This window comes from Luteolibacter arcticus (genome assembly GCF_025950235.1).
In the GTDB taxonomy this organism is placed as follows: Bacteria; Verrucomicrobiota; Verrucomicrobiia; order Verrucomicrobiales; family Akkermansiaceae; genus Haloferula; species Haloferula arctica.
On sequence record NZ_JAPDDT010000010.1, the window covers coordinates 27,331 to 51,260 of the forward strand.

Sequence of the window (23,930 nt, forward strand, 5' to 3'; positions counted from 1 at the left end):
GCGCCATCGTTCCATCCTCGCTCACCTTCCCGCCGGCTTCGGCTCATCCGTCTCCGGATCCCAGATCTTCACAAACCCATTCTGCGGCGAAGTCGCCTGGCGGACCAATCCGTTTGCAGAAAGCGCGGAGCCGGTATTGATCGAGTAGCCGCAGCTTTGCAGCGACTGGGCGGTCCAGACGTTGCAAATACGAGGGAAGTAGTAGGAGTAGTTGTCCGGGCAGCGGATCAGGCGACCGTCACCCCAACTCGAGGGAGCCACCGTCTCAGGCGTGCCGTCCGGCCGTTTCGCGGCGCAACCATTGAGGAAGGCGGCGAGCGCCGGACCGCTCGAGCGCGGGACATCGGCAATGAAGACCTTCTGGTGATGGCAGACCTGCTCGACCTTCCAGTCGATGGGGATGATTTCCATCACCGATGGCGAAGGCGTGCAGAGCGCGCGGAAGACCTGGAACGGATTGAGCCAGCGCTGTTGCACATAGGCGGTCTTCTCGCCCCAGCTCATGGTCACCCACTTGGGATTGCCGGTCTCATGCGGCTTCACGTAGCCACTTTCCTCCAGCCATTTCAGGTCGAAGACGAGCGCGGTGTGAAGACTGTCGGAGAGCAGGTAGATCGGCACCGTATCCGCCGAGGCCGCCACCGGCATCGTGCGGGTCTCGACGCGCTGGCGCGACACTTCCGGCACCGGCAAATGCATGGCGCAGGACGCCAGCAGGATCGCCGGCAGCAGCAGGATGAAGCGGAGCAGCGACATGGCGCGGGCGGCAATAGCGTCCCCGGCGGCCTCAATCAAGGCGTGCCGAAGGAGCAGATGTATTCGCAGGGTTCGCCGGCCACGCGGATGGTGAAGCCGCTGTTGCCGGGGACATCGAAGGAATTGCCGGCGGAAATCGCCAGCGTCTCGCTGGTGCCATCGAGCACCACCTCACATGCGCCGGCGGTGATTTCCATCACCTCCGAATCGGCAGTGCCGAAGTGAAATTCACCCGGAAAGATCACCCCGAGCGACTTCTTGCGGCCGTCTGCGAGAATCAAGGAGTGCGAGACGACCTTGCCATCGAAATAGATGTTGGCCTTGGTCGAGACGGTGACCCCGGCGAAGGAAGATGGGAGCATGTTCATGTCAGAGAGTGTCGAAGGGCTTTGCCTTGAGGTAGACGCGTTCGTGAGAACGCGCAAGGGAGGGTGGAGATGGCCCTACCCGCAGCTTCCGCGATATCACCACCGCGCCCACGGAAAATTAGAGGATGTCGAGGAGTTCCACGTCGAAGACCAGCATGCCAGCGGGCGCGCCGGGAGGCGGGTTGGTGCCGTAGGCGAGGTTCGCAGGGATCCAGAAGCGACGCTTCTCGCCGCCCACCATGAGCTGCACGCCTTCGGTCCAACCGGGAATCACGCCATTGAGCGGGAAGTCGATCGATTCACCGCGGACGACCGAGCTGTCGAAGAGTTTGCCGTCCGTGGTCCAGCCGGAATAGTGCACCTCCACCCGGTCCGTCGCCTTCGGGTGACGGGAGCCATTGCCGGGAGACAGGACTTTCGAGGCGAGACCGCTGGCGGTCTTCACGGCATCGGCCGGAGGCGCGGCGACGTCTTCCGGCACCGGCGGGGGCTCGGGAGCCTTCTTGATGTCGAAAAGCTCCACATCGAAGACGAGCATACCCTTCGGCGCACCGCCGCGCGGGTTTTCCCCGTAGGCAAGGTTGGCGGGGATCCAGAAGCGGCGCTTTTCGCCGGTCACCATGAGCTGCAGGCCCTCGGTCCAGCCGGCGATGACGCCGTCGAGCGGAAAGGAAATCGTCTTGCCGCGCTCCACCGAGCTGTCGAACAGCTTTCCGTCGGTGGTCCAGCCGGAGTAGTGGACGGTCACGGTGTCGGCCGGGCCCGGCTTGTCGCTGCCGCTGCCGGCTTCGATGACTTTCGACGCCAAGCCCGTCGGGCTTTGGATGGCATCAGCGGGCGGGGCGGCGACGTCGGCAGGAGCAGCGGGCATGGCGGCGGGAGGGTTGGCCCGTAGCGACGGCCTGTCAATCCGCCGGATCTTCCGATCGTGTCGCCCCTTCCTCAAGGCGGCGGTCAATGAGAAATGGACCGAACGGAATCAGCGAGGCGAGGAAAGCGAGCGCCGACCGTTTGGTGGTCAGCGCCTTGCTTCCCCATGCTTGGAAGATCACCAGCAGGAAAAGCAGGAAGAGCACGCCGTGGATCATGCCCGTGATGCGCACCGCCATGGGCATGTCCGCGATATACTTCAGGGGCATGGCAATGCCGAGCAGGACAAGGAACGAAACGCCTTCCAACATGCCGACGAGGCGGACACGGCCAACAGGATCGCGCAGATCGGGAGCACTCATGACGGGGCCGAGGGGAGCAGCGGGCGCGCCGATGTCAATCGCGCGGAGGATGAACGAGGCACCAGCCACCCAAGGGAAATCCATAAATCGGGTCATAGATAAAAAGAGAACGCCGTTCCTTGTGGATCTGGAACGACGTGTTTAAAACCGCGAGGACCGTTGCAAAATACCTCCCTCCCCGAACTGCGTTTCATGAACTCCCGACTCGTCGCCTGCTCCCTAGGCTTGATCGCCCCGCTTTGCCACGGGGCTGGCTTCCAACTCCACGAACGCTCCGCAGCCGGCCTCGGGCGGGCATTCTCCGGCGAAGCGGCGATGGGAGACGACGCCACGGTGATCGCGTCGAACCCGGCCGGCATGGTCTTGTTAGAAGACGAGTGGTCGTTCGCGATCGGGGCCAGCGGGATCTTTCCCGAGGTGGAGGTCAGCGGGATCTACACGCCGCCTGCGCCCGCGCCACCGGGCACGGTGATCCCCGCCCCTGCGGGCAATGTCTCGGACGACGCCTACCTGCCCTACCTCTACCTCGCCAAGCGGATCAACGACCACCTCAGCTTCGGCTTCGGCGCCTACACCACCTTCGGCCTCAAGTCCGACTATCCCCTCGCCTTCCCGGCGCGGACGATCGCCGATTTCAGCGAGCTCGTTTCCATCAATCTCAATCCCTCGCTCGCCTGGCGGATCAATGATCAGTGGTCAGTGGGTGCCGGCTACGATGCGCTGCATGGCGAGGGCACGCTGGTGGCCAGCCTGCCTTCCACCTTGCCCGCGCTGGATCTGGCTGGCGACGATTGGGGCCACGGCTTCAATGTCGGCGTGCTGTTCGAGGCGACGGAAAGCACACGCTTCGGACTGCACTATCGCTCGAAGATCGACTTGGATCTGGAAGGCCGCGTGATCTCGGTGATTCCCGCGTTCAATGGCCCGGGAACGCTTTCGGTCGAACTTCCCGCGAGCGTGGAATTCAGCGCCGTACATGATTTCAATGACTGGTCCATCCACGGCGACGTGATGTGGACGGATTGGAGCGTTTTCCAAGAGCTCGCACCCTACATCCCCGGTGCACCGGCCCAGCCGCCCGTCACCGAGGAAAACTGGAAGGACTCGTGGCGCTTCGCCCTCGGCACCACCTGGCGGGCGAGCGAAACGTGGACCTTCCGCGCCGGTATCGCGTATGATCGCTCACCGGTGGGCGAGGCAAATCTCACGCTGCGCATCCCCGACGCAGACCGCCTGTGGCTGAGCGCCGGCTTCTCGTGGGAGTTCTCCCCCTGCTGGACGCTCGATTTCGGCTACACCCACATCATGGCCGACGATGTCTTCATCAACGATGGCAGTGCGGCGACGGGCACCTTCCAGGGCAAGGCCTCCGGCAGCGGCGATATCGTCTCGCTCGGCATTTCGGCCGGCTTCTGACCGCTTTTGCCATCGCCACCCCCCGGTTGCCACGCTACGCTCAAAGTCGAATGACACCCCGCGTCAAGCAAACGGCCTCGATCACCATTGGAGAGTTTTTCGAGCGCCATGCGACGGCGTTGTCGCTGACCCTGTTAGGAGAGAAGCACGGCTTCGAGCGGCCGATCAGCGAGCCCGCGCCCAACCGGCCCGGCCTCGCGCTCGCCGGCTTCTTCAGCTACTTCGCGAAGAAGCGCATCCAGGTGCTGGGGAATTCCGAGATCTCCTACCTGAAGAAACTCACCCCACAGATGAGTGCGGAGCGTCTCCGCCGCATGTGCGAGCGCGACATCCCAGGTATCGTCGTTTCGCGCGGCGCGGCGCTTTCCGAGGAGCACATGAAGATCGCGGCGGAGCACCGCATCCCGGTCTTCGGCACCACGCTGGTGACCATGAAGTTCCTCAATGCCGCCACGCTGCGGCTGGAGCACGAGTTCGCGCCGAACGTCACCATGCACGGCTGCATGGTGGACCTGCGCGGCATCGGCGTGCTGATCATCGGCAAGAGCGGCGCCGGCAAGAGCGAGACCGCCATCGGCCTGATCGAGCGCGGCGGCGCGCTGGTCGCCGATGACATGGTGCGGATCAAACTCGTCGGCGGCGAGCTGAACGCCTCCGCCCCCGCCCTTTCCCGCGGCTATCTCGAAATCCGCGGCATCGGCATCGTCAACGTCGCCAATCTCTACGGTCTCGCCTCGATCCGCCCGGAAAAGCGCCTCGATCTGGTGGTCACCTTGATCGCCCACGCCGACCAGAACGAAATCGACCGCCTCGGCCTGCAGCCGAAGTCCTACGAAATCCTCGGCCAACCGGTGCCGCACGTGGAAGTCCCCGTCGCCCCCGGCCGCGACACCGCCCGCATGGTGGCCATCGCCGCACTGGACCAGCAGCTCCGCCGGCTGGGCTACAACATGGCCGATGAGTTCAACCAGCGCTTGCTCCGCCACATGGCGGGAGAGGTGTGATTGGGGAAAAATCATCAATCACCAATCTTTCAATCACCAATCGAAGTGTTTGGAAGAATGACGGCCTCGAGGCAAACGCGCTGCCACTCCTAGGAAAGGACGCCCGCGCTCTCAACAATCCGGTCCGCCGATGGCGATAGCCCTCTCTCTTTCAGGCACTCTGATTGGTGATTGGAAGATTGATGATTGGAGCTTGCGGCCTTAGCCGCCTTCACTCCTCCTCGAACTTCCGCCCGATCAGATCCGCCAGCGCATCGAGCGCGGCATCGGCGTCGGAGCCATCGGCCGCCACGCTGATGACCGATCCGTGGCCGGCGGCCAGCATCATGAGGCCCATGATGCTTTTGCCGTCAACTTCCTCGCCATCCTTCTCAACACGCACTTCCGACGAAAAGCGGCTGGCGGTTTTCACGAACTGGGCCGCGGGACGGGCGTGAATGCCGAGTTTGTTCTGGATAGTGAATTCGCGCTGCGGCATCGGGATGGATCGTATCGTTCGGGACGGGCGGAGCCTAGGAGGTTGTCCCCCGTCCTTCCAAGGGATTTTTTCACTCCGGGCGGCCACTCTAATTTTTGTTCTTTGAAGGATGCCCTCATCCTCACAGCATCGGCCGAGAAACGCCGATGCCCGACAAACAGGAAACCGTGCTTCAAGGCACCCCCGTATCACCGGGGATCGGGATCGGCCCGGTGCATGTCGTGGCCCGCGGGTTCTCCGCGCCCGAGGTCTACGAGATTTCCGAAAAGGACGTCCCCGCCGAGCAGGACCGCTTCAAGGCGGCACTGGAGGAAACCAAGATCCAGCTCGATGAACTACAGGAGCGCATCAAGGCGATCTCCGGCGAGGAAGAGAGCCGGATCTTCGAGGCTCACCTGATGGTACTGGAGGACCGCGCGATGCTCGGCCGCGTGGCCGAGGCCATTTCCACCCGCCGCCAGAATGCCGAATTCGCCTTCTACGCGGTGATGCAGCATTTCCTGGAAGCCATGCGCCGGGTGCCGGACCCGTATTTGCGCGAGCGCACCGCGGATCTGGAAGACGTCTGCCAGCGCGTGCTGCGAAATTTCCGCGAGGAAGAAGTGCCGCGCCACGCCGAGCCAGACGAGCAGCACATCCTGGTCGCCTACGATCTCACGCCGTCCGACACCGCTGCGATCAACCGCCGCCACGTGCTCGGCTTCGCGACCGAACTCGGCAGCGTGAACTCGCACACCGCCATCCTCGCCCGCTCGCTCGGGCTGCCGGCGATCGTCGGCGTCGAGGATGCCGTGCTCGACATCCGCACGCTCACCCCGGCGATCCTCGACGGCTACTCCGGCCGGCTGATTCTCCACCCTTCCGAGGAAACGCTGGCCCGCTACCGGGAACTGCAGGACCGCAAGGAACAGGTTCGCCGCGACCTCGAAGCCCAGCGCGACGAGGACACTACGACCACCGACGGCCGGGCCATCACGCTTTCCTCCAACATCGAGTTCCTCGACGAAATCGCTTTCGTGCAAAAGAGCGGCGCGAAAGGCGTGGGCCTCTACCGCACCGAATTCCTGCTGCTGGATGGCGAGGAAATGCCGGGCGAACTCGAGCAGTCGGAAGCCTACACCCGGCTCGCCAAGGCGCTGGCACCCCACCCGGTGATCATCCGCACGCTGGATGCCGGCGGTGACAAGCTGCCGGTCGAGCCGCTCACCGAACCGGAACCAAATCCTTTCCTCGGCTGGCGCGGCATCCGTGTCTCGCTCGATCGGCCCGGCATGTTCAAGGAGCAGCTCCGCGCCATCCTGCGCGCCAGCGCCCATGGCAAGCTCGCCGTGATGTTCCCGCTGGTGTCCGGCCTGGGCGAAGTGCGCCGGGCCAAGGCCTACCTCCGGGAGTGCATGGACGAACTGTCCAGCCAAGGCGTGCCCTTCGACGAAAAGCTCGAGACCGGCGTGATGATCGAGGTGCCCAGCGCCGCCGTCATCGCCGACCTGATCGCGCCTGAGGTCGATTTCTTCTCCATCGGGACCAATGACCTGATCCAGTACACCGTGGCGGTGGACCGGGTGAACCACCACGTGGCCGAGCTTTACCGCCCGACCCATCCGGCCGTGGTGCGCCTGATCAAGCAAACCGTCGATGCCGCGGCGAATGCCGGCATCTGGACCGGGGTCTGCGGGGAAATGGCCGGCGACATCCGCCTCACACCGCTGATGCTGGGACTCGGCGTTCAGGAATTGTCGGTCGGCCCGCACCAAGTGCCGCGAGTCCGCCGGGCGATCCGGGCGCTCAGTCACGCCGAGTGCGTGGAGATGGCGAACCTCGCCCTCAAGACCGCGCTGAGCCCGGAAATCATGAATGCCACGGTCGGTCTCGCGCGGAAGTATTACCCGGAGCTGCTCGATTAAGGGCAACCCGGACAGGCCAGCACTTTTTTCGGACGCCGCGGGCCTTGGAGTGCGGCGACTCGTCGCCGCTTTCAGGAGCGAGGCTTGCCGAGCAGGGTCAGCTGCCTTGTCGGCAGTTTTGCCTACTCGCCATACCCCCGATTTCTGTGATCCTGCGGACGGCTTTTCTTTCCTGAACCGCAATGCGCCGCATCTTCACGTGCCTTCTCTTCGCCTTCGCCACCGCAGCGGCGGAAATTCAGGTAATCCCACGCCCCGTGGACGTCCGCGAAACGGACACACGCCTGCACCTGACGAAGGGTGCCACGGTCCAGCTCGCCGACACGAAAACCAAGGACCTGGTGCTGGCCACGCTGTCGGAAGCCGCCGGCTTTCCGCTGGTCCCCGCTCTGGCGAGCAAGCCGGGCTCGATCCAGTTCCTGCCTGCCACTACCCTGCCCGACCGCATTCCCGTCCCGAAGGGCGAGGGCTACGTGATCCGCATCACCGGAGAGGGGGCCAATGTCCACGCCGCCACCCCTGCCGGGCATTTCCATGGCCTGCAAACGCTGGCCCAACTGATCCGCTCGGGCGAACGCGACGGCCAAGGGGCCATCAGCCTGGGCGGCGCGCAGATTCTTGATGCCCCGCGGTTCGCCTGGCGTGGCTTCATGCTCGATGAAAGCCGCCATTTCACCGGCGAGGCCGGGGTGAAGCGGCTGCTCGATGGCATGGCGCGCTACAAACTCAACCGCCTGCACTGGCACCTCACCGACTCGGCCGGCTGGCGGATCGAGATCAAAAAGTACCCGAAGCTCACCACCATCGGCGGCCGCGGCAACGAAAGCGATCGATCGGCAGACGCGCCGGCCCAGTTCTACACGCAGGAGCAGATCCGCGGGATCGTCGCCTACGCCAAGGAGCGCCACATCACCATCGTTCCCGAAATCGACATGCCCGGCCACGCCGATGCGGCGGTGCTCGCCTATCCGGAGCACGACGGCGGGGGCTTCCTCCAGAAGGGCAACAAGGACAAGTGGCCGCACTTCACCTTCAATCCCGCTAAGAAGGAGACGCTCTCCTTCCTCGATGACATCCTCAAGGAAGTCGCAGCGCTGTTCCCGGAAGCGGGCGTCATCCATGTCGGCGGCGATGAGGTCCACTTCGGCTGGCATGAGTGGCCCAAGCTGCAGGAAGTGCAGGCGCTGATGAAAAAGGAGCGGCTGAAGGACCTGGCCGCGGTCGAGACTTGGTTCATCCGGCGCATGTCGATGACGATCAATGGACTCCGCTTCCAAACCGGCGGCTGGGACGAGATCGCCTCCCGCGACCTTCCCCGCGACAAGTCCTTGGTTTTCTGGTGGCGTCACGACAAGCCGCAGGTCCTCCACGACGCGCTCAAGAACGACTACTCCGTGGTGCTGTGCCCTCGCCGCCCCTGCTACTTCGATTTCGTGCAGCACGACTCGCACAAGGTCGGCCGCCGCTGGGGTGGCTTCAATCCCCTCTCCGAAGTCTACGCCTTTCCCGCCGCGCTGAAGCTCTCCGCGGCCGATGAAAAGCAAGTCCGCGGCATCCAAGCCTGCTTGTGGACGGAAACCGCCGTCACCCAAGCACGCCGCGACTTCCTCATCTGGCCCCGGTTGGTCGCATTGGCAGAGGCGGCATGGACGCCGGACTCGCGGAAGGATTTCTCCACCTTCGAGCAACGCCTGCCGGCCGAAATCGAATGGCTGCGGGCCAAGGGCATCAAGCCCTACGACCCATCCGCAAACTCACCCGAAATCGGCGACCTGGGAGCCAAGCCGGAGTATCCCGACAAGGCCGAGTGAACTGGGAACGCGGAATTTATTCCGTCCCACTGGTCACTTCTGCCGCTGCTGAAGCTCCTGCATGCGGTTCTGCACCCGCTCCGCCACATTCTGCGGCAGCGAGTTCTGACTGATCCACTGCGAGGCGGCGGCGTAGTCGCGGCGCAGCCAGCCATCGAGCATGCGGCCGTACATCCGCTCCTGCTGGTTCTCGTTGGAAACCTTGCCGATGTAGTTCACCGCGATCTCCGGCGCTTCGCCGAAGGAGTGCCAGACGAACTGCTCGTAAACCCGGTCGTTCGCATCGCCTGCATTGGCGTCGAGGAAGGCCGCGGCGGCTTGTGGATCCTTCATCGCCATGCTGTTGGCTACCCCGCGCAAGGCATTGCTGCGGATATCCCCGGCGGGAAGACCCTTGTAGTAGGCCACCGCCGCATCCTTGTCCTGATCCATCCAAGTGGTGATCACGTCGTCCATCGTGCGGTCGGCAGCTTCGCCCGGATTCTGCATCAGCCAGGCGGCAGTGCCGGCCGGGTCCTTGGCCGCGAGCGACTCGGCGACACGCGCCATGGCTCCTTGCTTCAGGCCATCGTCGGCCATGGCGGCGGCCCAGGCCTTGGCTGCATCCGGGCCTTGGGCGAGAATGGTTGGCAGCAGCACGCCAAGCGCTTCGCCGCGTTCTTCAGAGAAAGGCATGCCCGCGAGAAGCTGCGACGCACGCGCCGGATCGGTGGAGGCGATTCCTTGGATCACGCCGATCATCCACGGATTACCTTCATCCTCCGACGCTTCGTGATTTTGCTCTGCCCAGCGGATTGCTCCTTCCGGATCGGTGGCGGCCCAAGACGTGAGGATGGTGTTGCGTGCGAAGCGGTTGCCGGTATTCGCGCTGGCGTATTCCAAGGCCTGCAGCGGATCCGTCTTTGCCCACGCGCTGAGCAGCATCGAGTACTCGGTCATCCGGCTCTCGGTCATCCCGAGCGAGCGAAACGACGCGATCACGGACTCAAATTCGGACGGGTCGATGGAATTTACGAAATCCAGCCACGCCTTGCTGCGCTCGATCGGGTCGGTGGTGCGCATCAGCGCTTCCATTTTCGCGAGCGCCTCCTCCCCCCGGACCGTGCTGTTCTTTGCGGCGACGCGCTCGGCTAGGCTGCGGCGCGAAGAGCCGTTCTCGCCTGCTTCTCCCATCCCGCCGCGCTCGGAGAGCTTGGTCGGCATGGCACCGTCGGAATTTCCCCCTGCGGTGGCACCTGCCGAACCCGGGGCGGTCATGCGACCGGCGATGAAAGCTCCGGCGCTGGCCACGACAAGGGCCCCGGCGACGGCGAGGTTGCGATTTTTCGAACTCATGAAGAAGTGAAGGATAAACGCCGCACAGCGCGGAATTCGTTTGTTGGCGGCACAAGAGCACCGAATGGCCGGCGATTCCAGCGCCATTCCCTGGCCGGATTCCACTCAAGGCACCCCCTATCCCTTCGGCGTGATCCCCGGGGGGTGCACGATGATCCGGGCCTCCGGATTGTCCCGCAGGTAGGCGAACGCCCAGCCGAGCAGCACCGACAGGCGGTTGCGGAAGCCGATCAGGAACGCGATGTGGATGAAAAGCCAGGCGCACCAGGCGAGGAAGCCGCGCATCCGCATCTTGCCGGCCTTCACCACGGCGTGATTCTTGCCGATGATGGCCATGAATCCCTTGTCGTAGTAGTAAAACTGGTCCCTTGGTCGGCCGTCGGCCTGCGCTTTCAGCAGCTTCGCGATGTGGCGGCCCATCTGCGTGGCGGCGGGGGCGAGGCCGGGGACGGGTTTGTCGTCGCCGTCATTCATCCGCACCAGGTCACCTGCCACGAAAACATGCGGCAGCCCGGGCAGCGACAGGTCGGGATTCGGGGTCACTCGCCCGGCCCGGTCGGCCAGCGGCACGCCAAGCATGGCGGTCAGCGGGTTCGCCTCGACGCCCGCGGCCCAGATGATCGCCTCCGACTCAAGCTGGGTGCCATCGGTGAAATGCAGGCGTCCGTGCTGCACGTCATCGACCCGCATTCCGGTCCAGACTTCCACTCCCAGCGTTTTCAAGCGCTGGCGGGCGTATTCGCTCTGGTCCTCGTCGAAGGCCTCCAGCACCCGCGCCGAGCCTTCGATCAAGATCACGCGCAGCGTTGAGGTGTCGATCCGGCGGAAATTCGACTTCAGCGAGCGGTGGACTAAGTCCGCAAAGGCGCCCGCCAACTCCACCCCGGTAGGTCCACCACCGACGATAGCCACGGTCATCAGACGCTTGCGCTCGACCTCGTCGGTGCTCAGTTCGGCGCGCTCCAGATTCGATAGCACGGTGCGCCGGACCGCCTGGGCATCAGCCAGCGATTTCAAACCGAGCGTGTGCTGCGCCCATTCCTTTTTCCCGAAGAACGAGGTCTGCGCGCCGGCGGCAAGCAGCAGGTAGTCGAACTCATAATGCGTGCCCGAGCTGCCCGCGGCAGTCTTTGCCACCGTATCGAGCGCGGTGATCTCGTCCATCAGCACCGTCACATTCGGCGCGTCGGCCAGGATCTGGCGGATCGAGCGGGCAATATCCGGCGCGGCCAGCGACGCGGTCGCCACCTGATAAAGCAGCGGCTGGAACAGGTGGTGATTGGTCCGGTCCACCAGCGTCACGGAGAAGCGGGAATCGCCGGCCAGCGTGCGTGCGCATTCGAGGCCTGCGAAGCCTCCCCCGATGATCAATACCCGGCTTACCTCCTTGTTCGTGGCTGCCATGCCACGAAGTTCGCAGCTTCCCGCCGGATTGCAATGGGAGCTTGTGAAAAATTTCACAAGCTCGTATCCAACTTTACATCAACAACTTTCGATCAAACTCTATCTGCCATTGGGCACCAATGCCTGCCACTCTCCGCTGAGCAGTTCGGTCAGGCTGACGACACCCCGCACCCCGTCCCGCGAAGATTCCCCGGAGGGAGTGACCTGCGCGACGACCAATCCGGCGGCTAAGGCGGCGGCGACGCCATGGCGGCTGTCTTCAATCGCCAGGCAGCGCGTGGGGCCGATTCCCAAGCGTCGGCAGGCGAGGAGGTAGAGGTCCGGCGCAGGCTTGCCCGCGACCACCTCATCTCCGGCGGCACGAATGGTGAAGTAGCGGGCCAGTCCCGAAGCATGGAGGCAGAGGTCGATGTCCTCCCGGTCGCTGGAACTGGCGAGAGCGACCGGCACTCCGGCTTCCAAAAGCTCTTCAAGGAGCCCCGTGACACCCGGCAAGGGTGTGGGTGGCTCCTCATGGATGAGAACGCGCCATTCCTCCCGCCAACCCGCGCGGAAGCCCGCCAGGTCGAATCCCGACGGGGCCTTGGCCGCGAGGTAGTCCTCGATGTCATCATTCGAGCGCCCGATGAGCTCGCGGAAATACTCCTCCGTCGTCAGCTCGCCGCCTTGGCGGGCGAAGGCCTGCCGGTAGGCCCGGCAATAAACCGGCTCCGTGTCGAAGAGCGTGCCGTCCATGTCGAAGACCACGGCCCGCTCCGCGACATGGGTGGCGGGGGCGTCCGAGGCGGCGCGAAAATCGCTCGGTCGCTGGCCGGTCTCCGCCAGGAAAAAGCGGCTCAGCTCGTGGGCGGAACCGAATTGCATGCGGCGCGCGATTTCCGCCAGCGTCAGCGACGGATCGCCTAACAAGTGCTTCAGATGCCGCACCCGCACCCGTTGGATTTCCTCCTTGGGCCCATGACCGAGGGCAGCAGCGAAGCGCTCCTTGATGGTGGTCATGGAAAGCGAGGTGAGATCGGCGAGCTCAGCCACGCGGACCGCCTCGTGTGGTGCCCGCAAGCGGATATGGCGGACCAGTTCGCGGATCTCCGGATCGGTAATAGCCAGCATATCACTGGATTCGCGCGGCACCACCCGGCCGACCGGAACAATCCGCGCACCGGGCTCGACGGTCTCTCCCACCATCTGTCGCCGCAGGAGCTCCGCCGCCTGCCGACCGATCTCGCGCGCCGGGTGCTCGATGCTGCTGAGCGCCGGAAAGGTCGCGAAGCAGTAGTTGGGATCGTCGCCATAGCCGATCACCGCGAGCTGCTCCGGCACCTGCCGGCCTAGCATATCCGCCGCGCGCAGCACCACGGCAGCAAGCGAGTCATCGGCGACGAAAAGGCCAGAGGGTTGCGGCAGGCTTTCGAGAAACGCCATGACCTCGGTCTGCACCTCGCGCCAGCCGTGCGACTCCCACAGCGGACGCCCGCGCAAGTAGTGGACCACCGGCTCGTGCTGATACTCCAGCAAGCCGGCGCGGAATCCTTTCAGACGTTGCCGGGCATAGACCCGCAGGCCGGGCGCGAACTGCTCCTCACGGTAAAACGTTTCGCCGCGGGCTAGGAAAGCGAAGTGCGCCAACTGGCACTCGATGAGATGGCGCGCCGCGAGACGGCCGATCTCGGGATTGTCCGGCACCACCCGCGGGTAGCCGAGATCCGGCCCTTCGGTGCTGGTCAGCACCACCGCCATTCCCCGCTCACGGTAGCTGGCGAGCTCGCGTTCGGTGGCGCGGAAAAGGATCAACCCGTCGCCCCGCCAATCCTTGTCGATCTTCACCGCCTCCATCTCGCCGAACGAGTCGTTCTCGGTGATCAACCGCCACGATTCATGGCCCCGCATGAAATCCACCACGCCGCCGATGGTGCCCGGCCCGACCGCCGACCATTGGGGGAAGCGAACTCCTACGAGGTGTCTTGAAGTGGGAAACATCGGATTGGACTGCTAGCGCATCGTAGCCGCGGCGCGATCCAGTCGTCCATTGGATCCTCACAGCGGGAAGTCGCTCCCGCTCCGATAGCAGACGGCCACCGCAAAAGTCACGCCGACGGCGAAAATGTCCCCTCCGCCGCCGAAAGTGCCACTCCCTGACACACCCCCATCGGAACTCGCCAGCTCAGTATCCCAGCTCCCGGCCGAGTGGACTGTCCAATGGCACACCATCCGGGATGCCGAACTGTTCCGGATGGCGGGTCCAGCGCCCGACAGCTCCCGCTTGCACGGGCTCCCTCACCTCCGCGTAGGTGGGGGAATAAACCCCGCGTTCCGCCGCCCGCAGGCGATAGTCCGCCACCTGCGGCGACTCCGGCAGCCCCAGGAAATCCAGCACCTCCCGCGCCACCTCGCCATGGTCGGCCACCAGACGCTCGTAGCGGATCTCCAAGAAGCCTTCGTCCAATAGGTCGCGCAGGCGCAGCCAGATTTCCATGCAACGCGAGAAGCAGTGCCAGGACTGTCCCCACTCGAGGAAATGGACCGAGACGTTGTTGACCGGCAATTCCTGCATGAAGCAGGACAGCAGCACGTCCTTCGGCTCGCGCAGGCAAAAGAGCACGCGGCCCTCCGGCAGCACGTTGAGGAAATGGCCGAGCAGTGGGGTGAGCGCGGGGTTTTTATCGATCAGCACGCGATCGCCGAGCGGCCCCACATTGCCCTCGTGCAGCCGCCAGTAACGTTCCGCCAGACGCTTGGACTGGGGCGGCTCACTCCAGTCCGGCGGCCCGGCCCTGTGCGAATCCCATTGCGGCGCGATGATGAAGTCGCTGAAAACCGGTGCCTCGCTGGAGACCACCACCCGCTCGTGGCTTCCGAGGATGACCTCCAGCAACGTCGTTCCCGAGCGCGGAAAACCGGTAATCAATCCCAGCGATTGGGCGCTGCTTCCCTGCCGCTCCCGCCAGCTCCGCAAGTTCTCCCGGGTCAAGGTACGGACTTGCTCCAGCAACCCGTCCAAGGATCGCGTGCTTTGTTCCAAGGTGGCGCGGTGGGCGGCCAGCAGCGGCTGCTTGGCCAAGCGCAGCGCCGGAAATACCTCTGCGAAACGTCCGAGTTTCTGGCAACACGCGGCCCGCGCATAGTGAACGGCACTGGCCATGGAGTCGTCACTCGCACCTCTCTCTAACAAGAGTTCCAAGGCCGTGAGCGACTCTTCGGCATTCTCCGCGCGTCGGCTCATCAGCTTGGCCCGGAGCAACTGCAATTCGGGCAGCGGCCCGAATCGCTGGAGCCCTTCCGTGAGCATCTCCTGCGCTTCGTCGGTTCGCCCGGCGCGATCGAGTGCCACCACCAGACCGGCGATGTGAGGCGCTTGCGCTTGGCCCGCTGCGCGCACCCGCTCGAGAAACTCCAGCGCGAGGTCGTAGCGACGCATTCCCAGCAGGCAATTCGCCGCCGCCTGATCCACGGCAGCCGCCGGACCCACGCGGCGCGCGGTGCCAAACGCCTCGGCCGCCCGGCACCCCTGCCAGGTCAGCGCCAAGGCTTTGGCGTAATCGACCCATGCCACGGCGGTCCGGGTCCGCAGCGCCAATTGCCGGAATTCCCGCAGTGCTCCGTCATGGTCCCGGCGTTCCCAGAGTTGGACGGCTTTGCGGTTCATCGTGGGTGCGTTGCTTGGGGAGGCGGCGATGCGCTCGCCCCGGCGATACGCTCACCGAGATCGGGACTTCAATCAATTCTTCCCCGCGGCGGCGCGGCTTCTTGATCGGCAGCGAACTGTCACCGCCCACGCCCGCCAAGCGCCGAAAATGTCCCCTTCGCCGCCGATAGTGCCACTACCCCAAACCCACCGCCTCCCCCGACTATACGGTTCATCGGGTGGGCAATTCATGCCTTCCGGAAGACCTCAATCCTCCTTCAATGAAAATCACACTCTTGAAATGGTGCCGCCTCGCGGCCATGGGCCTCGCCGGCCTCGCCATGTGCCACGCTCTCCAAGCCGCCGAACTGCTCAACGGCGGCTTCGATAACGGGAAGACCAACTGGACCGGCACCTTCAAAGCCGGCAACGCGGGCGGCAACGGTTGGGGTACCAACTACTTCAGCAACAGCTACCCCACCGACAGCACCTTCGCCACTAGCGTGGATAGCACGATCAAGCAGACCCTCAGCGGTGCGGCCAATACCTTCGTGGAAGGAACGACCTACACCTTGAGCATGTCGATCTTCGGCGCAAACAACTGGGCCACCGGAGCCCCGGTCCTGTGGAGCCTGGGCTTTACCGCCGACGGCAGCCTGCTGGCGACCGACCATTGGTTCTCCGAAGAATTCAGCGCCTCAACCGTAGGAGCCGGAAATGGCGGCACCATCCCCGACGACCACATCACCACCGTCGGTCCCGGCAGCACCGGCTTGAGAACCGTGACCTTCAGCTATACCGCCACCGCCGCGGACGTCGGCAAGGTGATCGGCGTCCAACTCGGGGGGAACACCCAAACCAAATACACCCTGGCTGCGGGCGCTCCCACGCCGGGCGCGTACTATGGAATGATGGACAGCGTCACCTTCAGTTCGAGTTCTGCCAGTCTAAGGACTTTCACCAGTGATCTGGAAGTGCTCGACGGTAACGGCTTCTATCTCAACTGGTCCATCGAGAAACCGGAGCTAATCGGCACCCTGACCCTCAATAGCGGCAGCGGTCCACTCGATGTGAAGCCCGATACCGATCTCGAAACCGGCGAAGGATTCATCTTCGTGAATCCAACGGTGGCGACCACCTACACGCTCCTCCTGAATGGTTCACAACAGGGTCAGGTGACGGTGCATGCCGGCAAGGCACTCACTCTCACCAAGACTGCCCGGGTCGCCATTGCCCCTTCCTACCAGGTCACCTTGAACTGGAGTGTCCAACCCGTCGGTGCATCGGTCAGCCTGTCGGACGGGTTCTCCTCCATCGACGTGACCGCCGACACCGACCCCGAAACCGGCCTCGGCTCGAAGCAGGTCACGGTGCCCAACCCTTCGACGATCTTCACCCTCTCGGCAAACGGCAGCCCGCTGGTGGTCAGCACCCGTGTCCTGCGCGAGACCAGCAACACGGCGGCCTTCTCCATCAACTCGGCATCGATTATAAACGGACAGCCCATCACCGTCACCTGGACCGGGGCTGCCGCAGCAGAGAAAGACTGGATCGGGATCTATGCAGTGGGCGAAACCCCGGGCATCGAATACGCGGACGCTTGGAACTATCTCAGTGGCAATAGAACCCCGGCTGCCGGATTTACCGACGGTTCAATGTCCTTCACCCTGCCCGTGGGGGACTACTACGCCGTGCTGTTGCTCAATGATGGCTATGACATCGCCCAAGGGCCGATCTTGTTCAGCGTTGTCGAGCCGCCGCCGGTGGATGAGCCGATCAAGGTCACCTCGATCAACAAGGGAGCCAACAGCGTGTCCTTGGTTTGGGAATCAAAGGCGGGCGTTGCATATGACATCTACGCCTCCGACAGCCTGCAGGGTGATCCCTTGGTCGACTGGGACGAAGTGAGCCTCGCGCTTCCATCCGACGGTGATGACACCACGGACTTTACGGAGACCTTCGAGTCGGGCGCGCCGGGCCGCCGCTTCTACAAAATCTACGAGGTGCCCGCCACTCCCTGAAGATCGCCGCCTTTCGCAGGACATTTTCTGGAACCGAGGTCGACCGGGCCGCTCCGCCATCTGCGGAGCGGCCCATTCTTCGAAAATGCCCGGCCATCCGTCGAATTCGCCCTCTCTGCAAAATCCAAATCTTCCCACACGCTCTTTGTCGTGAATCGTTCCCAGTTCCTCCGTCTTTCCACTGTCGGTGCCGCCGCCTTCGCCTTCCGACCCCGCTGGGCGATGGGTGCCATCAACTACGATTTCCAAGGCACCCCGGCCGGGCTACGGCCCTACCTCCAGACCCCGCGGCCGGACTCGGTCTGGGTGTCCTGGTGGACGGATGCCAACACACAAACCCACGTCGATTTCGGCACCTCCGCGGGTGCGCTGACGCAAACCGTCAGCGGGACGGTGAATGCGATGGGCACGAACTATCGCTACCACAGCGTGCGGCTCACGGGACTCCAGCCGAACACCTATTACTACTACAGGGCTCGTACTGAGAACGTCACCTCGGAGGTCTTCCGCTTCCGCACGCCGAAGGCGATCGGCACGGCGACCGGGAAGTTCCGCGTGATGGTCATCGGCGACAACCAGATCATCGATCCGGAGCAGCGCCGCTACGAACGTCTCGTCGAACGCGCCAAGAAGAAGGTGGAGGACCTCTATGGCGCGCCGATCGAGGAGGCGATCGATCTCGTGCTGATGCCCGGCGACCAGGTGGACGTCGGCACGCTGGAGCACTACCGCCATTTGCATTTCAAGTTCTGCGGCTGGATCTCTCCCAACGTGCCGATCATGACCACGATCGGCAACCACGAGACCTACAGCGATCCGGGCCTCGCGAATTACAAGGCGATCTTCCGCTACGATGACCTGACCTGCCTCGGCGTCACCAGCACGGATCCCGAGGTCTACTACGCCTATCAGCTCGCGAACATCGCCTTCGTCCACACCTCCAGCGAGCACACCACCGCGGCCCAAACGACCTGGGTGCAGAACGTCGTCAACGCGGCCAATGCCGCGCCCGGCCTCGATTGGATGATCAGCCTCTGCCACCGCCCCTATCAGGCGGAGCAATACATCGGCGACATCTCCAACTGGCTGCGCACCACCGCCATGCCGGTGCTCGCGCAAACGCAGAAGCACGTGCTGAACATCGGTGCGCACCATCACCTCTACGCACGCGGCCAGACGCGCGAGTGGCCGGTCTATCACATCATCTCCGGCGGCAGCGCCTGGGACCAGTTCTGGGGCCAGTCGACCGAGTCGAACTACGACGATGTCCAGAAGACCATCGCCCACTGGTCATGGCAATTGATCGAGTTCGACCTCGATGCCCGCACCATGGACGTCCGCTGCTTTTCCGAAGCCAACGTGCGTTTCCCCACCGCGACCCGCTGGTCGTACAACAGCCGGCTGGTGGACCAGTTCGCCCGCAAGCTCGGTGTCACCGCCGCCCCGCAGAAGCCGTCATTGACCAATACCTTCAGCGCTCCCGTGGCGCTGCCGGTCGAACTCACGAGTTCGCCCTACCAGACAGCGAGCAGCGAACCGATGAACAGCACCTGGTTCCAGGTCGCCGCGGACGCTGGCTTCACCAATCTCAAGATCGACCGCATCCGCGACGTGGAGAATCTCTACGGCGACACCGGCGCGCCGCTGTATGAACCGGTGAACACGCATGCCGGCGTGGATATCCTGCGCTTTACAATCGCCACCTCGGGACTGCCGAATGGAACCTACCACGCCCGGGTCCGCCACCGGGACACGAACACCTTGTGGTCATCATGGTCGAACGCGGTGAGCTTCACGATCCAAGGCAGCGTCGCCGCGGATGCGAAGCTCACGCTTCAGAAGACCGTCTATCCTCCCAACGAGAACATCGGCGTCGCCTTCGAGAACGGCGCAGGCCACGTCAGGGACTGGATCGGCATCTATCAGAAGGGCCAGACACCGGGGCCCACTGGCTCCACCACTTGGTACTATCTCAACAACACCACCGGCGCTCCCGGGACGGCGATCCGCAACGGCTCGCTGAACTTCACCCACGACCTGCCCGTCGGCGAATGGTTCGTGGCCTTCTTCACGGCAGACGGCTACACCGAGATCGCCCCGCGCGTGCCCTTCTACGTGGGCAGCATGGTGACGCTCACTGCCACCGAGGAGGCCTACGACGAGGGCGAAACCGCGCGCATCAATTTCACCGGTGCTCCCGGTGGAGCGCAGGACTGGATCGGCATCTATCAGGTCGGCACCAGTCCCGGCTCGACGGAGGCCGTGACATGGCAACGCGCCGGCCAAGCCGCCGGCTTCCGCGATTTCACCGCACTGGCGAAGGGCTACTACTACGCCGCCTTCATGGTGAACAACGGCTACCAGGAAATCAGCACGCGTGTTCCATTCTCGGTTGGCACGCTGATTTCCACCGTCAGTATGGAATCCGCGCAGGTCCAGCAGGGCAGCGACTTCAACGTGAACTTCAGCAACGGCCCCGGCATCCCCAAGGACTGGATCGGGATTTTCAAGGAAGGCGAGGTCCCGGGAGTGAACGTGCTCACTGCCTACATCTACTTCGCCGGCGCCACTTCGGGCAGCGTGACCTTCCATCTGCCGGAGCTCCCGCCGGGCAACTACTTCCTGGCGATGTTCACGAACGACTCCTACACCGAAGTCTCCAACCGCGTGACTTTTAGCGTCGTGGGAAAAGCTCCCCTTGAGTTCGAGCAGGCCGAGCTTGAGGGAAATCAGATGCGCCTGCGCTGGAAGTCGGAGCCGGGAAAGACCTACAAGGTCCAGAAAAGCGACCTCGTGAACGGCTGGTCCGACGTGCGCAGCGTCACTGCCACCGCCACCAGCCATGAGGAATTGGTGCCCGTGAATCTTGCCACCGAACCGAAGTGCTTCTTCCGCGTGACCGACGAGTGATTCACGAGCCGGGAGCTAGCTTCGCGCGGCCGAGAAAATAAACCGAGGCCGCTAGTAGCAACGGCAGCCCGCCAATGGCGAGCCACAGGCTGAAGTCACGGAAGAACTCCAGCCGGCTCGCCTCGCCGGCAAACACATCGCGATAAAGCATCATCCCCACCGACCCGGAGTAGCCGAGCGCATCGGCCAGATAGATCGCAAACACCGCCGTCCCCGAAAAGCGGGTGGCGGCGATGATGCGGTCGAAGAGCACGCTGCCGAAGGGCACGTAGGTCAGGTAAGCACCGAAGCCGCCCGCCATCATCCAGGTTTCGCCACCGATCTTCCCGGCGCGGAACATCAGCGTCGAAGCGCCGAGCACCACCATCCCCGAGATCATCAGCAGGCATACCGTCGCCAGACCGCGGCGCGCGCCCTTCACGAGAAAGGCCAGCCCTAACAGCAGCATCACGCCGAACGCCACCGGCCGCTCGGTCCTCGAAAACGCCGCCGCATCGGCAATGCCCATTTCAGCGAAAAGGTCGGATTGATAGCTGTCACGAAAATCCCGGTAGGCGGTGAGGAACAGGTAAAAGAAGCAGAGCAGGATCAGCCCCGGCAGGAAGCGCTTGGCGAAGGCCAGCCGCTCACCGCGATTCATCACCTGGCGGCGGGCGCGCAGCATCTCATCCTCCGCGGAGGGTGGCGGCAGCAGCGAAAGCAGCCCGACCGATGCCGCGAACGGAATTACGAACAGGGCACCGGTGGTGAAAGGCATCCAGTACTCGGCCACGCCTTTCTCCAGCAGCCACGCACCGATCCGTTTCACCTCGCCGCTGGCGAGGATGTACGAGCAGGACAGCGCCGCGAGCAGCAGCTCGGAGACCTTCCTGCCCTCAAGATAACGCACCACCAGCCCCCACACCACGCCGAGCGGCATGCCATTGAAGAACAGTGCCACGGGCTTCCACCCGACCGGCAACACCGCGAACCCGAGCAGCGCGAGCCACGAGACGCCGATGCACGCGAGCAAGGCACCGCCGAGCCGGGCGCGCGGCAGCTCCGAGCAAAACTTGACACCGGCGAACTTCGAAACGCAGTAGCCTAGCACCTGGGCGATCAGGAAGATGGTCTTTGCCTCAATGAGCCGGCCCGCAATGGCGACCTGGAGTTGGGCACCATCATACCCCGCAGCGGCGAACGGCCGCCGGAAGGCATACATGCAATAATAGCACGAAAACGCCGCTAGCGACGCGAAGACCGTGAAGAGCAACTGATTCCGCTCCAAGGAAGATCGCAGCTTCGTAACGGCCATTCGCAGGAACTCTGATCGTTACGCCCAGTGTCGCCAATCCTCCAATTCGGGCGAAACTGCCCCGACGGTCCGCTGGCGTTCGTCCCCGCCAATTGATTTGGACCCGACGGGGAATTCCCACCCTTTGAAAACCGCTTGTGAAAATTTTCACAAGCTCGCAATTCCATGCCTTCCATAAGGTTGCGTAAAACCCCGGAGTGCCTGTTTAATCAATCGTTTGACACCCCGGGGGACCGGCACAAGGTTCCCGGCATGAGCGCAGTTGCAGGAGATTCCAAGGTCGCCACCAAGCAGCGTTTGATCGAAGCCGCGGAGGAATTGTTTGCCGACGAGGGCTTCGACCGGGTCTCGGTCCGCGACATCACCACCAAGGCCGGCGCGAATGTGGCGGCCGTCAATTACCACTTCGGGAGCCGCGAGGGACTGATCGCCGTGGTGCTGACCCGCTACATCAATCCGGTCAACGAGGAGCGCCTCGCCCGCCTCGAAGCGCTGGAACGCCGCGCCGCCGGCAAGCCCGTGCCGATTGAGGAAATTCTCGACGCTTTCATCCGCCCTTTCGCCACCCAAGTGCGGCGATCGGAACTTTCCGAGAAGATCTTCTTCAAGCTGATGGGCCGCATGTTCGGCCACGGCTGCGACATGCCGCCGGTGGTGGACCAACTTTTCACCACCATGGCCACGCGTTTCTTCAAGGCCTTCGCCCGCTCCGTTCCGGGTCTGGCCGCGGACGATATCTGGTGGCGCATCCACCTCATGTCCGGCTCGATGATCCACACCATGGCGCATGGCGAAAAGCTCCAGCGCCTGTCCGGTGGCGAGGCGGGCAATCCGACCATGGAGCAGACGCTTTCGCGCTTCATCCGCTTCGCCGCCGCCGGCATGCGCCAAGGCAGCGAGGCTGTTTCGGATGAAACCAAGCCGCAGGGACCCCAGGTGGAGTTCCCCTTCTAATTTAGGCCTCCTGCATGAGTCCCTCCCGCGCGAGCGCCGCCATCGCCATGGCAGCCCTGTTAGGTGGCTGCGCCTTGCAATCGCCGGGCTCGCGAATGGAGATGGCCGGCGGTGCACCGGATTCGTGGTCCGCCACGAAAGAAGCACGCTCCGGAGTGGACCACCGCTGGGTGCGGACCATCGGCGGCTCGCCTTTGGTATCATTGGTGGATGAAGCACAGCGCTCGAATCCCAGCTTGAAAGCCTCCGCCGCGCGGGTCGCTCAGGCCGCGGCCCTAGCAAGGATCGCCGGCGCAGAACGCTTTCCCTCGCTCGGCGCGGGCACGCAGGCGTCGCGTCAGAAGCAGAACTTTCTCGGTCAAACTTCCACCGCCAGCACCTTCGGCGTCTCGCTTCAAGCCGCTTGGGAAGTCGATCTCTGGGGCAAGATCAAGGCCGGTGCCGAGGCGGCGATTGCCGATGCCGAAGCGCAGCAACAGGCCGACCGGGCGCTGCGCTCGTCGCTCGCCGCACAGGTTTCAAAGGCATGGCTCGCCGTGGCCGAGTCGAATGAGCAGGTCGCGCTCGCCGAGCAAGCGGTGAAGTCGCGGGAAGAGTCCTCCACCCTGGTGCGCGAACGCTTCGAGCGTGCGATCGCGGAAGACGGCGGCTCCGCGGCGCAGGTTCGCCTCAGCGAAACCGAACTCGCCACCACCAGGTCCGACCTCGAGCGCCGCCGCGGTGAACGAGAGCGTGCGCTGCGACAGCTCGAACTTCTGTTAGGCCGCTACCCCTCGGGCAATGTCGCCGCTGCGGCGAAGTTGCCCAAGCTCCCCCCTGCGCCGCCATCCGGCTTGCCCTCGGAGCTACTCTTGCGCCGGCCGGACATCCTCGCCGCGGAGCGCCAGCTCGCCGCCGCCGGACGTCGCCATGACCAAGCGGTGAAGGCGCTCTATCCAAGTTTTTCGCTGACCGGCAGCCTAGGCACCTCGACCGACCAGCTTGAAGACATTCTCAAAAGCTCCGCCGGCGTGTGGTCGCTCGGCGGCAGCCTGACCCAGCCGATATTCCAAGGCGGCCGCCTGCGCGGTGGCATCGAGCAAGCGGATGCCGCGGAGCGTGAGGCCATCGCGGATCTCCAGCGCGTGGTGCTCGATGCCTTCGGCGAGGTCGAGCAGTCATTGATCACCGAGATCTACCTGCGCCGGCAGGAGAAGGAACTCTCGCAGACGGTCGAGCTTTCGCAGGACGCCGCCGCCCGCGCCGGTGAAGAGTTTCGCAATGGCAACGGCGGGGTGCTCACCTACCTCGCTGCCCAAAATCGCCAGATCGAGGCCGGTGCCGCGCTGGCCTCCGTCCGTCGCCTGTTGCTCGACAACCGCGTGAACCTGCACCTCGCCCTCGGCGGCGATGTGGTGCTGCGCGGCCCTTGATTTTTCCCG

General features: G+C 64.0%; 18 protein-coding genes. 8 read left to right on the forward strand and 10 right to left on the reverse strand.

Annotated features, from left to right (window positions below; translation table 11 throughout):
* Positions 1-21: 21 nt before the first annotated feature.
* From OKA05_RS19730 to OKA05_RS19745, 4 genes are all read right to left on the reverse strand, one after another.
* Positions 22-756, reverse strand: coding sequence for a DUF2459 domain-containing protein (locus OKA05_RS19730; protein WP_264488910.1), 735 nt, complete (start codon positions 754-756; stop codon positions 22-24).
* A 35-nt stretch (positions 757-791) separates the two neighbouring features.
* Positions 792-1,124 carry a pyrimidine/purine nucleoside phosphorylase gene (gene ppnP / locus OKA05_RS19735; RefSeq protein WP_264488911.1) on the reverse strand — a complete coding sequence of 111 codons (333 nt, stop codon included), beginning with the start codon at positions 1,122-1,124 and terminating at the stop codon, positions 792-794.
* A 118-nt stretch (positions 1,125-1,242) separates the two neighbouring features.
* Positions 1,243-1,995, reverse strand: a complete 753-nt coding sequence (locus OKA05_RS19740; protein ID WP_264488912.1) for an FKBP-type peptidyl-prolyl cis-trans isomerase — start codon at positions 1,993-1,995, stop codon at positions 1,243-1,245.
* Between the two features lie 34 nt (positions 1,996-2,029).
* Entirely contained in the window at positions 2,030-2,440 is a 411-nt protein-coding gene (locus OKA05_RS19745; RefSeq protein ID WP_264488913.1) for a DUF3817 domain-containing protein, read from the reverse strand.
* 108 nt (positions 2,441-2,548) lie between these two features.
* On the opposite strand from OKA05_RS19745, the gene OKA05_RS19750 reads away from it, so the two are divergent.
* Together OKA05_RS19750 and hprK are read left to right on the forward strand one after the other, a co-directional pair.
* Positions 2,549-3,772, forward strand: a complete 1,224-nt coding sequence (locus tag OKA05_RS19750; protein ID WP_264488914.1) for an OmpP1/FadL family transporter — start codon at positions 2,549-2,551, stop codon at positions 3,770-3,772.
* Positions 3,773-3,822: 50 nt separating this feature from the next.
* A complete protein-coding gene (hprK, locus tag OKA05_RS19755) occupies positions 3,823-4,776 on the forward strand; it encodes an HPr(Ser) kinase/phosphatase (protein ID WP_264488915.1) in 954 nt (317 codons plus the stop codon).
* Positions 4,777-4,987: 211 nt separating this feature from the next.
* Here hprK and OKA05_RS19760 read toward each other — a convergent pair whose 3' ends face one another.
* Entirely contained in the window at positions 4,988-5,254 is a 267-nt protein-coding gene (locus OKA05_RS19760) for an HPr family phosphocarrier protein (protein WP_264488916.1), read from the reverse strand.
* 146 nt (positions 5,255-5,400) lie between these two features.
* On the opposite strand from OKA05_RS19760, the gene ptsP reads away from it, so the two are divergent.
* Together ptsP and OKA05_RS19770 are read left to right on the forward strand one after the other, a co-directional pair.
* On the forward strand, positions 5,401-7,158 hold the full coding sequence (ptsP, locus tag OKA05_RS19765; RefSeq protein ID WP_264488917.1) for a phosphoenolpyruvate--protein phosphotransferase: 1,758 nt from the start codon (positions 5,401-5,403) through the stop codon (positions 7,156-7,158).
* A 182-nt stretch (positions 7,159-7,340) separates the two neighbouring features.
* The gene (locus OKA05_RS19770) at positions 7,341-8,969 is read left to right on the forward strand and encodes a beta-N-acetylhexosaminidase (RefSeq protein ID WP_264488918.1); all 1,629 of its coding nucleotides are present in this window, start codon (positions 7,341-7,343) and stop codon (positions 8,967-8,969) included.
* 33 nt (positions 8,970-9,002) lie between these two features.
* Here OKA05_RS19770 and OKA05_RS19775 read toward each other — a convergent pair whose 3' ends face one another.
* The 4 genes from OKA05_RS19775 to OKA05_RS19790 all read right to left on the reverse strand — a co-directional run bounded on the left by OKA05_RS19775 (position 9,003) and on the right by OKA05_RS19790 (position 15,351).
* The gene (locus OKA05_RS19775; protein WP_264488919.1) at positions 9,003-10,304 is read right to left on the reverse strand and encodes a hypothetical protein; all 1,302 of its coding nucleotides are present in this window, start codon (positions 10,302-10,304) and stop codon (positions 9,003-9,005) included.
* A 117-nt stretch (positions 10,305-10,421) separates the two neighbouring features.
* A complete protein-coding gene (locus OKA05_RS19780; protein ID WP_264488920.1) occupies positions 10,422-11,708 on the reverse strand; it encodes an NAD(P)/FAD-dependent oxidoreductase in 1,287 nt (428 codons plus the stop codon).
* Between the two features lie 99 nt (positions 11,709-11,807).
* A complete protein-coding gene (locus tag OKA05_RS19785; RefSeq protein ID WP_264488921.1) occupies positions 11,808-13,685 on the reverse strand; it encodes an HAD-IA family hydrolase in 1,878 nt (625 codons plus the stop codon).
* A 184-nt stretch (positions 13,686-13,869) separates the two neighbouring features.
* Positions 13,870-15,351 carry a tetratricopeptide repeat-containing sulfotransferase family protein gene (locus tag OKA05_RS19790; RefSeq protein ID WP_264488922.1) on the reverse strand — a complete coding sequence of 494 codons (1,482 nt, stop codon included), beginning with the start codon at positions 15,349-15,351 and terminating at the stop codon, positions 13,870-13,872.
* A gap of 260 nt (positions 15,352-15,611) precedes the next feature.
* Between OKA05_RS19790 and OKA05_RS19795 the strand changes: the two genes are divergently transcribed.
* Entirely contained in the window at positions 15,612-17,351 is a 1,740-nt protein-coding gene (locus OKA05_RS19795) for a hypothetical protein (RefSeq protein ID WP_264488923.1), read from the forward strand.
* Positions 17,352-17,501: 150 nt separating this feature from the next.
* Positions 17,502-20,261, forward strand: a complete 2,760-nt coding sequence (locus OKA05_RS19800; RefSeq protein WP_264488924.1) for a purple acid phosphatase family protein — start codon at positions 17,502-17,504, stop codon at positions 20,259-20,261.
* 1 nt (position 20,262) lies between these two features.
* Here the strand turns inward: OKA05_RS19800 and OKA05_RS19805 are convergent, their stop codons facing one another.
* Entirely contained in the window at positions 20,263-21,555 is a 1,293-nt protein-coding gene (locus tag OKA05_RS19805; RefSeq protein WP_264488925.1) for a DUF5690 family protein, read from the reverse strand.
* Positions 21,556-21,807: 252 nt separating this feature from the next.
* Between OKA05_RS19805 and OKA05_RS19810 the strand changes: the two genes are divergently transcribed.
* Complete coding sequence (locus OKA05_RS19810) at positions 21,808-22,509, forward strand: TetR/AcrR family transcriptional regulator (RefSeq protein ID WP_264488926.1); 702 nt, start codon at positions 21,808-21,810, stop codon at positions 22,507-22,509.
* 14 nt (positions 22,510-22,523) lie between these two features.
* Positions 22,524-23,921 (forward strand): efflux transporter outer membrane subunit, encoded by a 1,398-nt coding sequence (locus tag OKA05_RS19815; protein ID WP_264488927.1) that lies wholly within the window; start codon positions 22,524-22,526, stop codon positions 23,919-23,921.
* Positions 23,922-23,930: the final 9 nt, after the last annotated feature.

Bases quoted from the DNA above. Each gene is read 5' to 3' on its own strand.
- OKA05_RS19730 (WP_264488910.1), bottom strand. From the start codon at position 756: ATGTCGCTGCTCCGCTTCATCCTGCTGCTGCCGGCGATCCTGCTGGCG.
- ppnP (WP_264488911.1), bottom strand. From the start codon at position 1,124: ATGAACATGCTCCCATCTTCCTTCGCCGGGGTCACCGTCTCGACCAAG.
- OKA05_RS19740 (WP_264488912.1), bottom strand. From the start codon at position 1,995: ATGCCCGCTGCTCCTGCCGACGTCGCCGCCCCGCCCGCTGATGCCATC.
- OKA05_RS19745 (WP_264488913.1), bottom strand. From the start codon at position 2,440: ATGGATTTCCCTTGGGTGGCTGGTGCCTCGTTCATCCTCCGCGCGATT.
- OKA05_RS19750 (WP_264488914.1), top strand. From the start codon at position 2,549: ATGAACTCCCGACTCGTCGCCTGCTCCCTAGGCTTGATCGCCCCGCTT.
- hprK (WP_264488915.1), top strand. From the start codon at position 3,823: ATGACACCCCGCGTCAAGCAAACGGCCTCGATCACCATTGGAGAGTTT.
- OKA05_RS19760 (WP_264488916.1), bottom strand. From the start codon at position 5,254: ATGCCGCAGCGCGAATTCACTATCCAGAACAAACTCGGCATTCACGCC.
- ptsP (WP_264488917.1), top strand. From the start codon at position 5,401: ATGCCCGACAAACAGGAAACCGTGCTTCAAGGCACCCCCGTATCACCG.
- OKA05_RS19770 (WP_264488918.1), top strand. From the start codon at position 7,341: ATGCGCCGCATCTTCACGTGCCTTCTCTTCGCCTTCGCCACCGCAGCG.
- OKA05_RS19775 (WP_264488919.1), bottom strand. From the start codon at position 10,304: ATGAGTTCGAAAAATCGCAACCTCGCCGTCGCCGGGGCCCTTGTCGTG.
- OKA05_RS19780 (WP_264488920.1), bottom strand. From the start codon at position 11,708: ATGGCAGCCACGAACAAGGAGGTAAGCCGGGTATTGATCATCGGGGGA.
- OKA05_RS19785 (WP_264488921.1), bottom strand. From the start codon at position 13,685: ATGTTTCCCACTTCAAGACACCTCGTAGGAGTTCGCTTCCCCCAATGG.
- OKA05_RS19790 (WP_264488922.1), bottom strand. From the start codon at position 15,351: ATGAACCGCAAAGCCGTCCAACTCTGGGAACGCCGGGACCATGACGGA.
- OKA05_RS19795 (WP_264488923.1), top strand. From the start codon at position 15,612: ATGAAAATCACACTCTTGAAATGGTGCCGCCTCGCGGCCATGGGCCTC.
- OKA05_RS19805 (WP_264488925.1), bottom strand. From the start codon at position 21,555: ATGGCCGTTACGAAGCTGCGATCTTCCTTGGAGCGGAATCAGTTGCTC.
- OKA05_RS19810 (WP_264488926.1), top strand. From the start codon at position 21,808: ATGAGCGCAGTTGCAGGAGATTCCAAGGTCGCCACCAAGCAGCGTTTG.
- OKA05_RS19815 (WP_264488927.1), top strand. From the start codon at position 22,524: ATGAGTCCCTCCCGCGCGAGCGCCGCCATCGCCATGGCAGCCCTGTTA.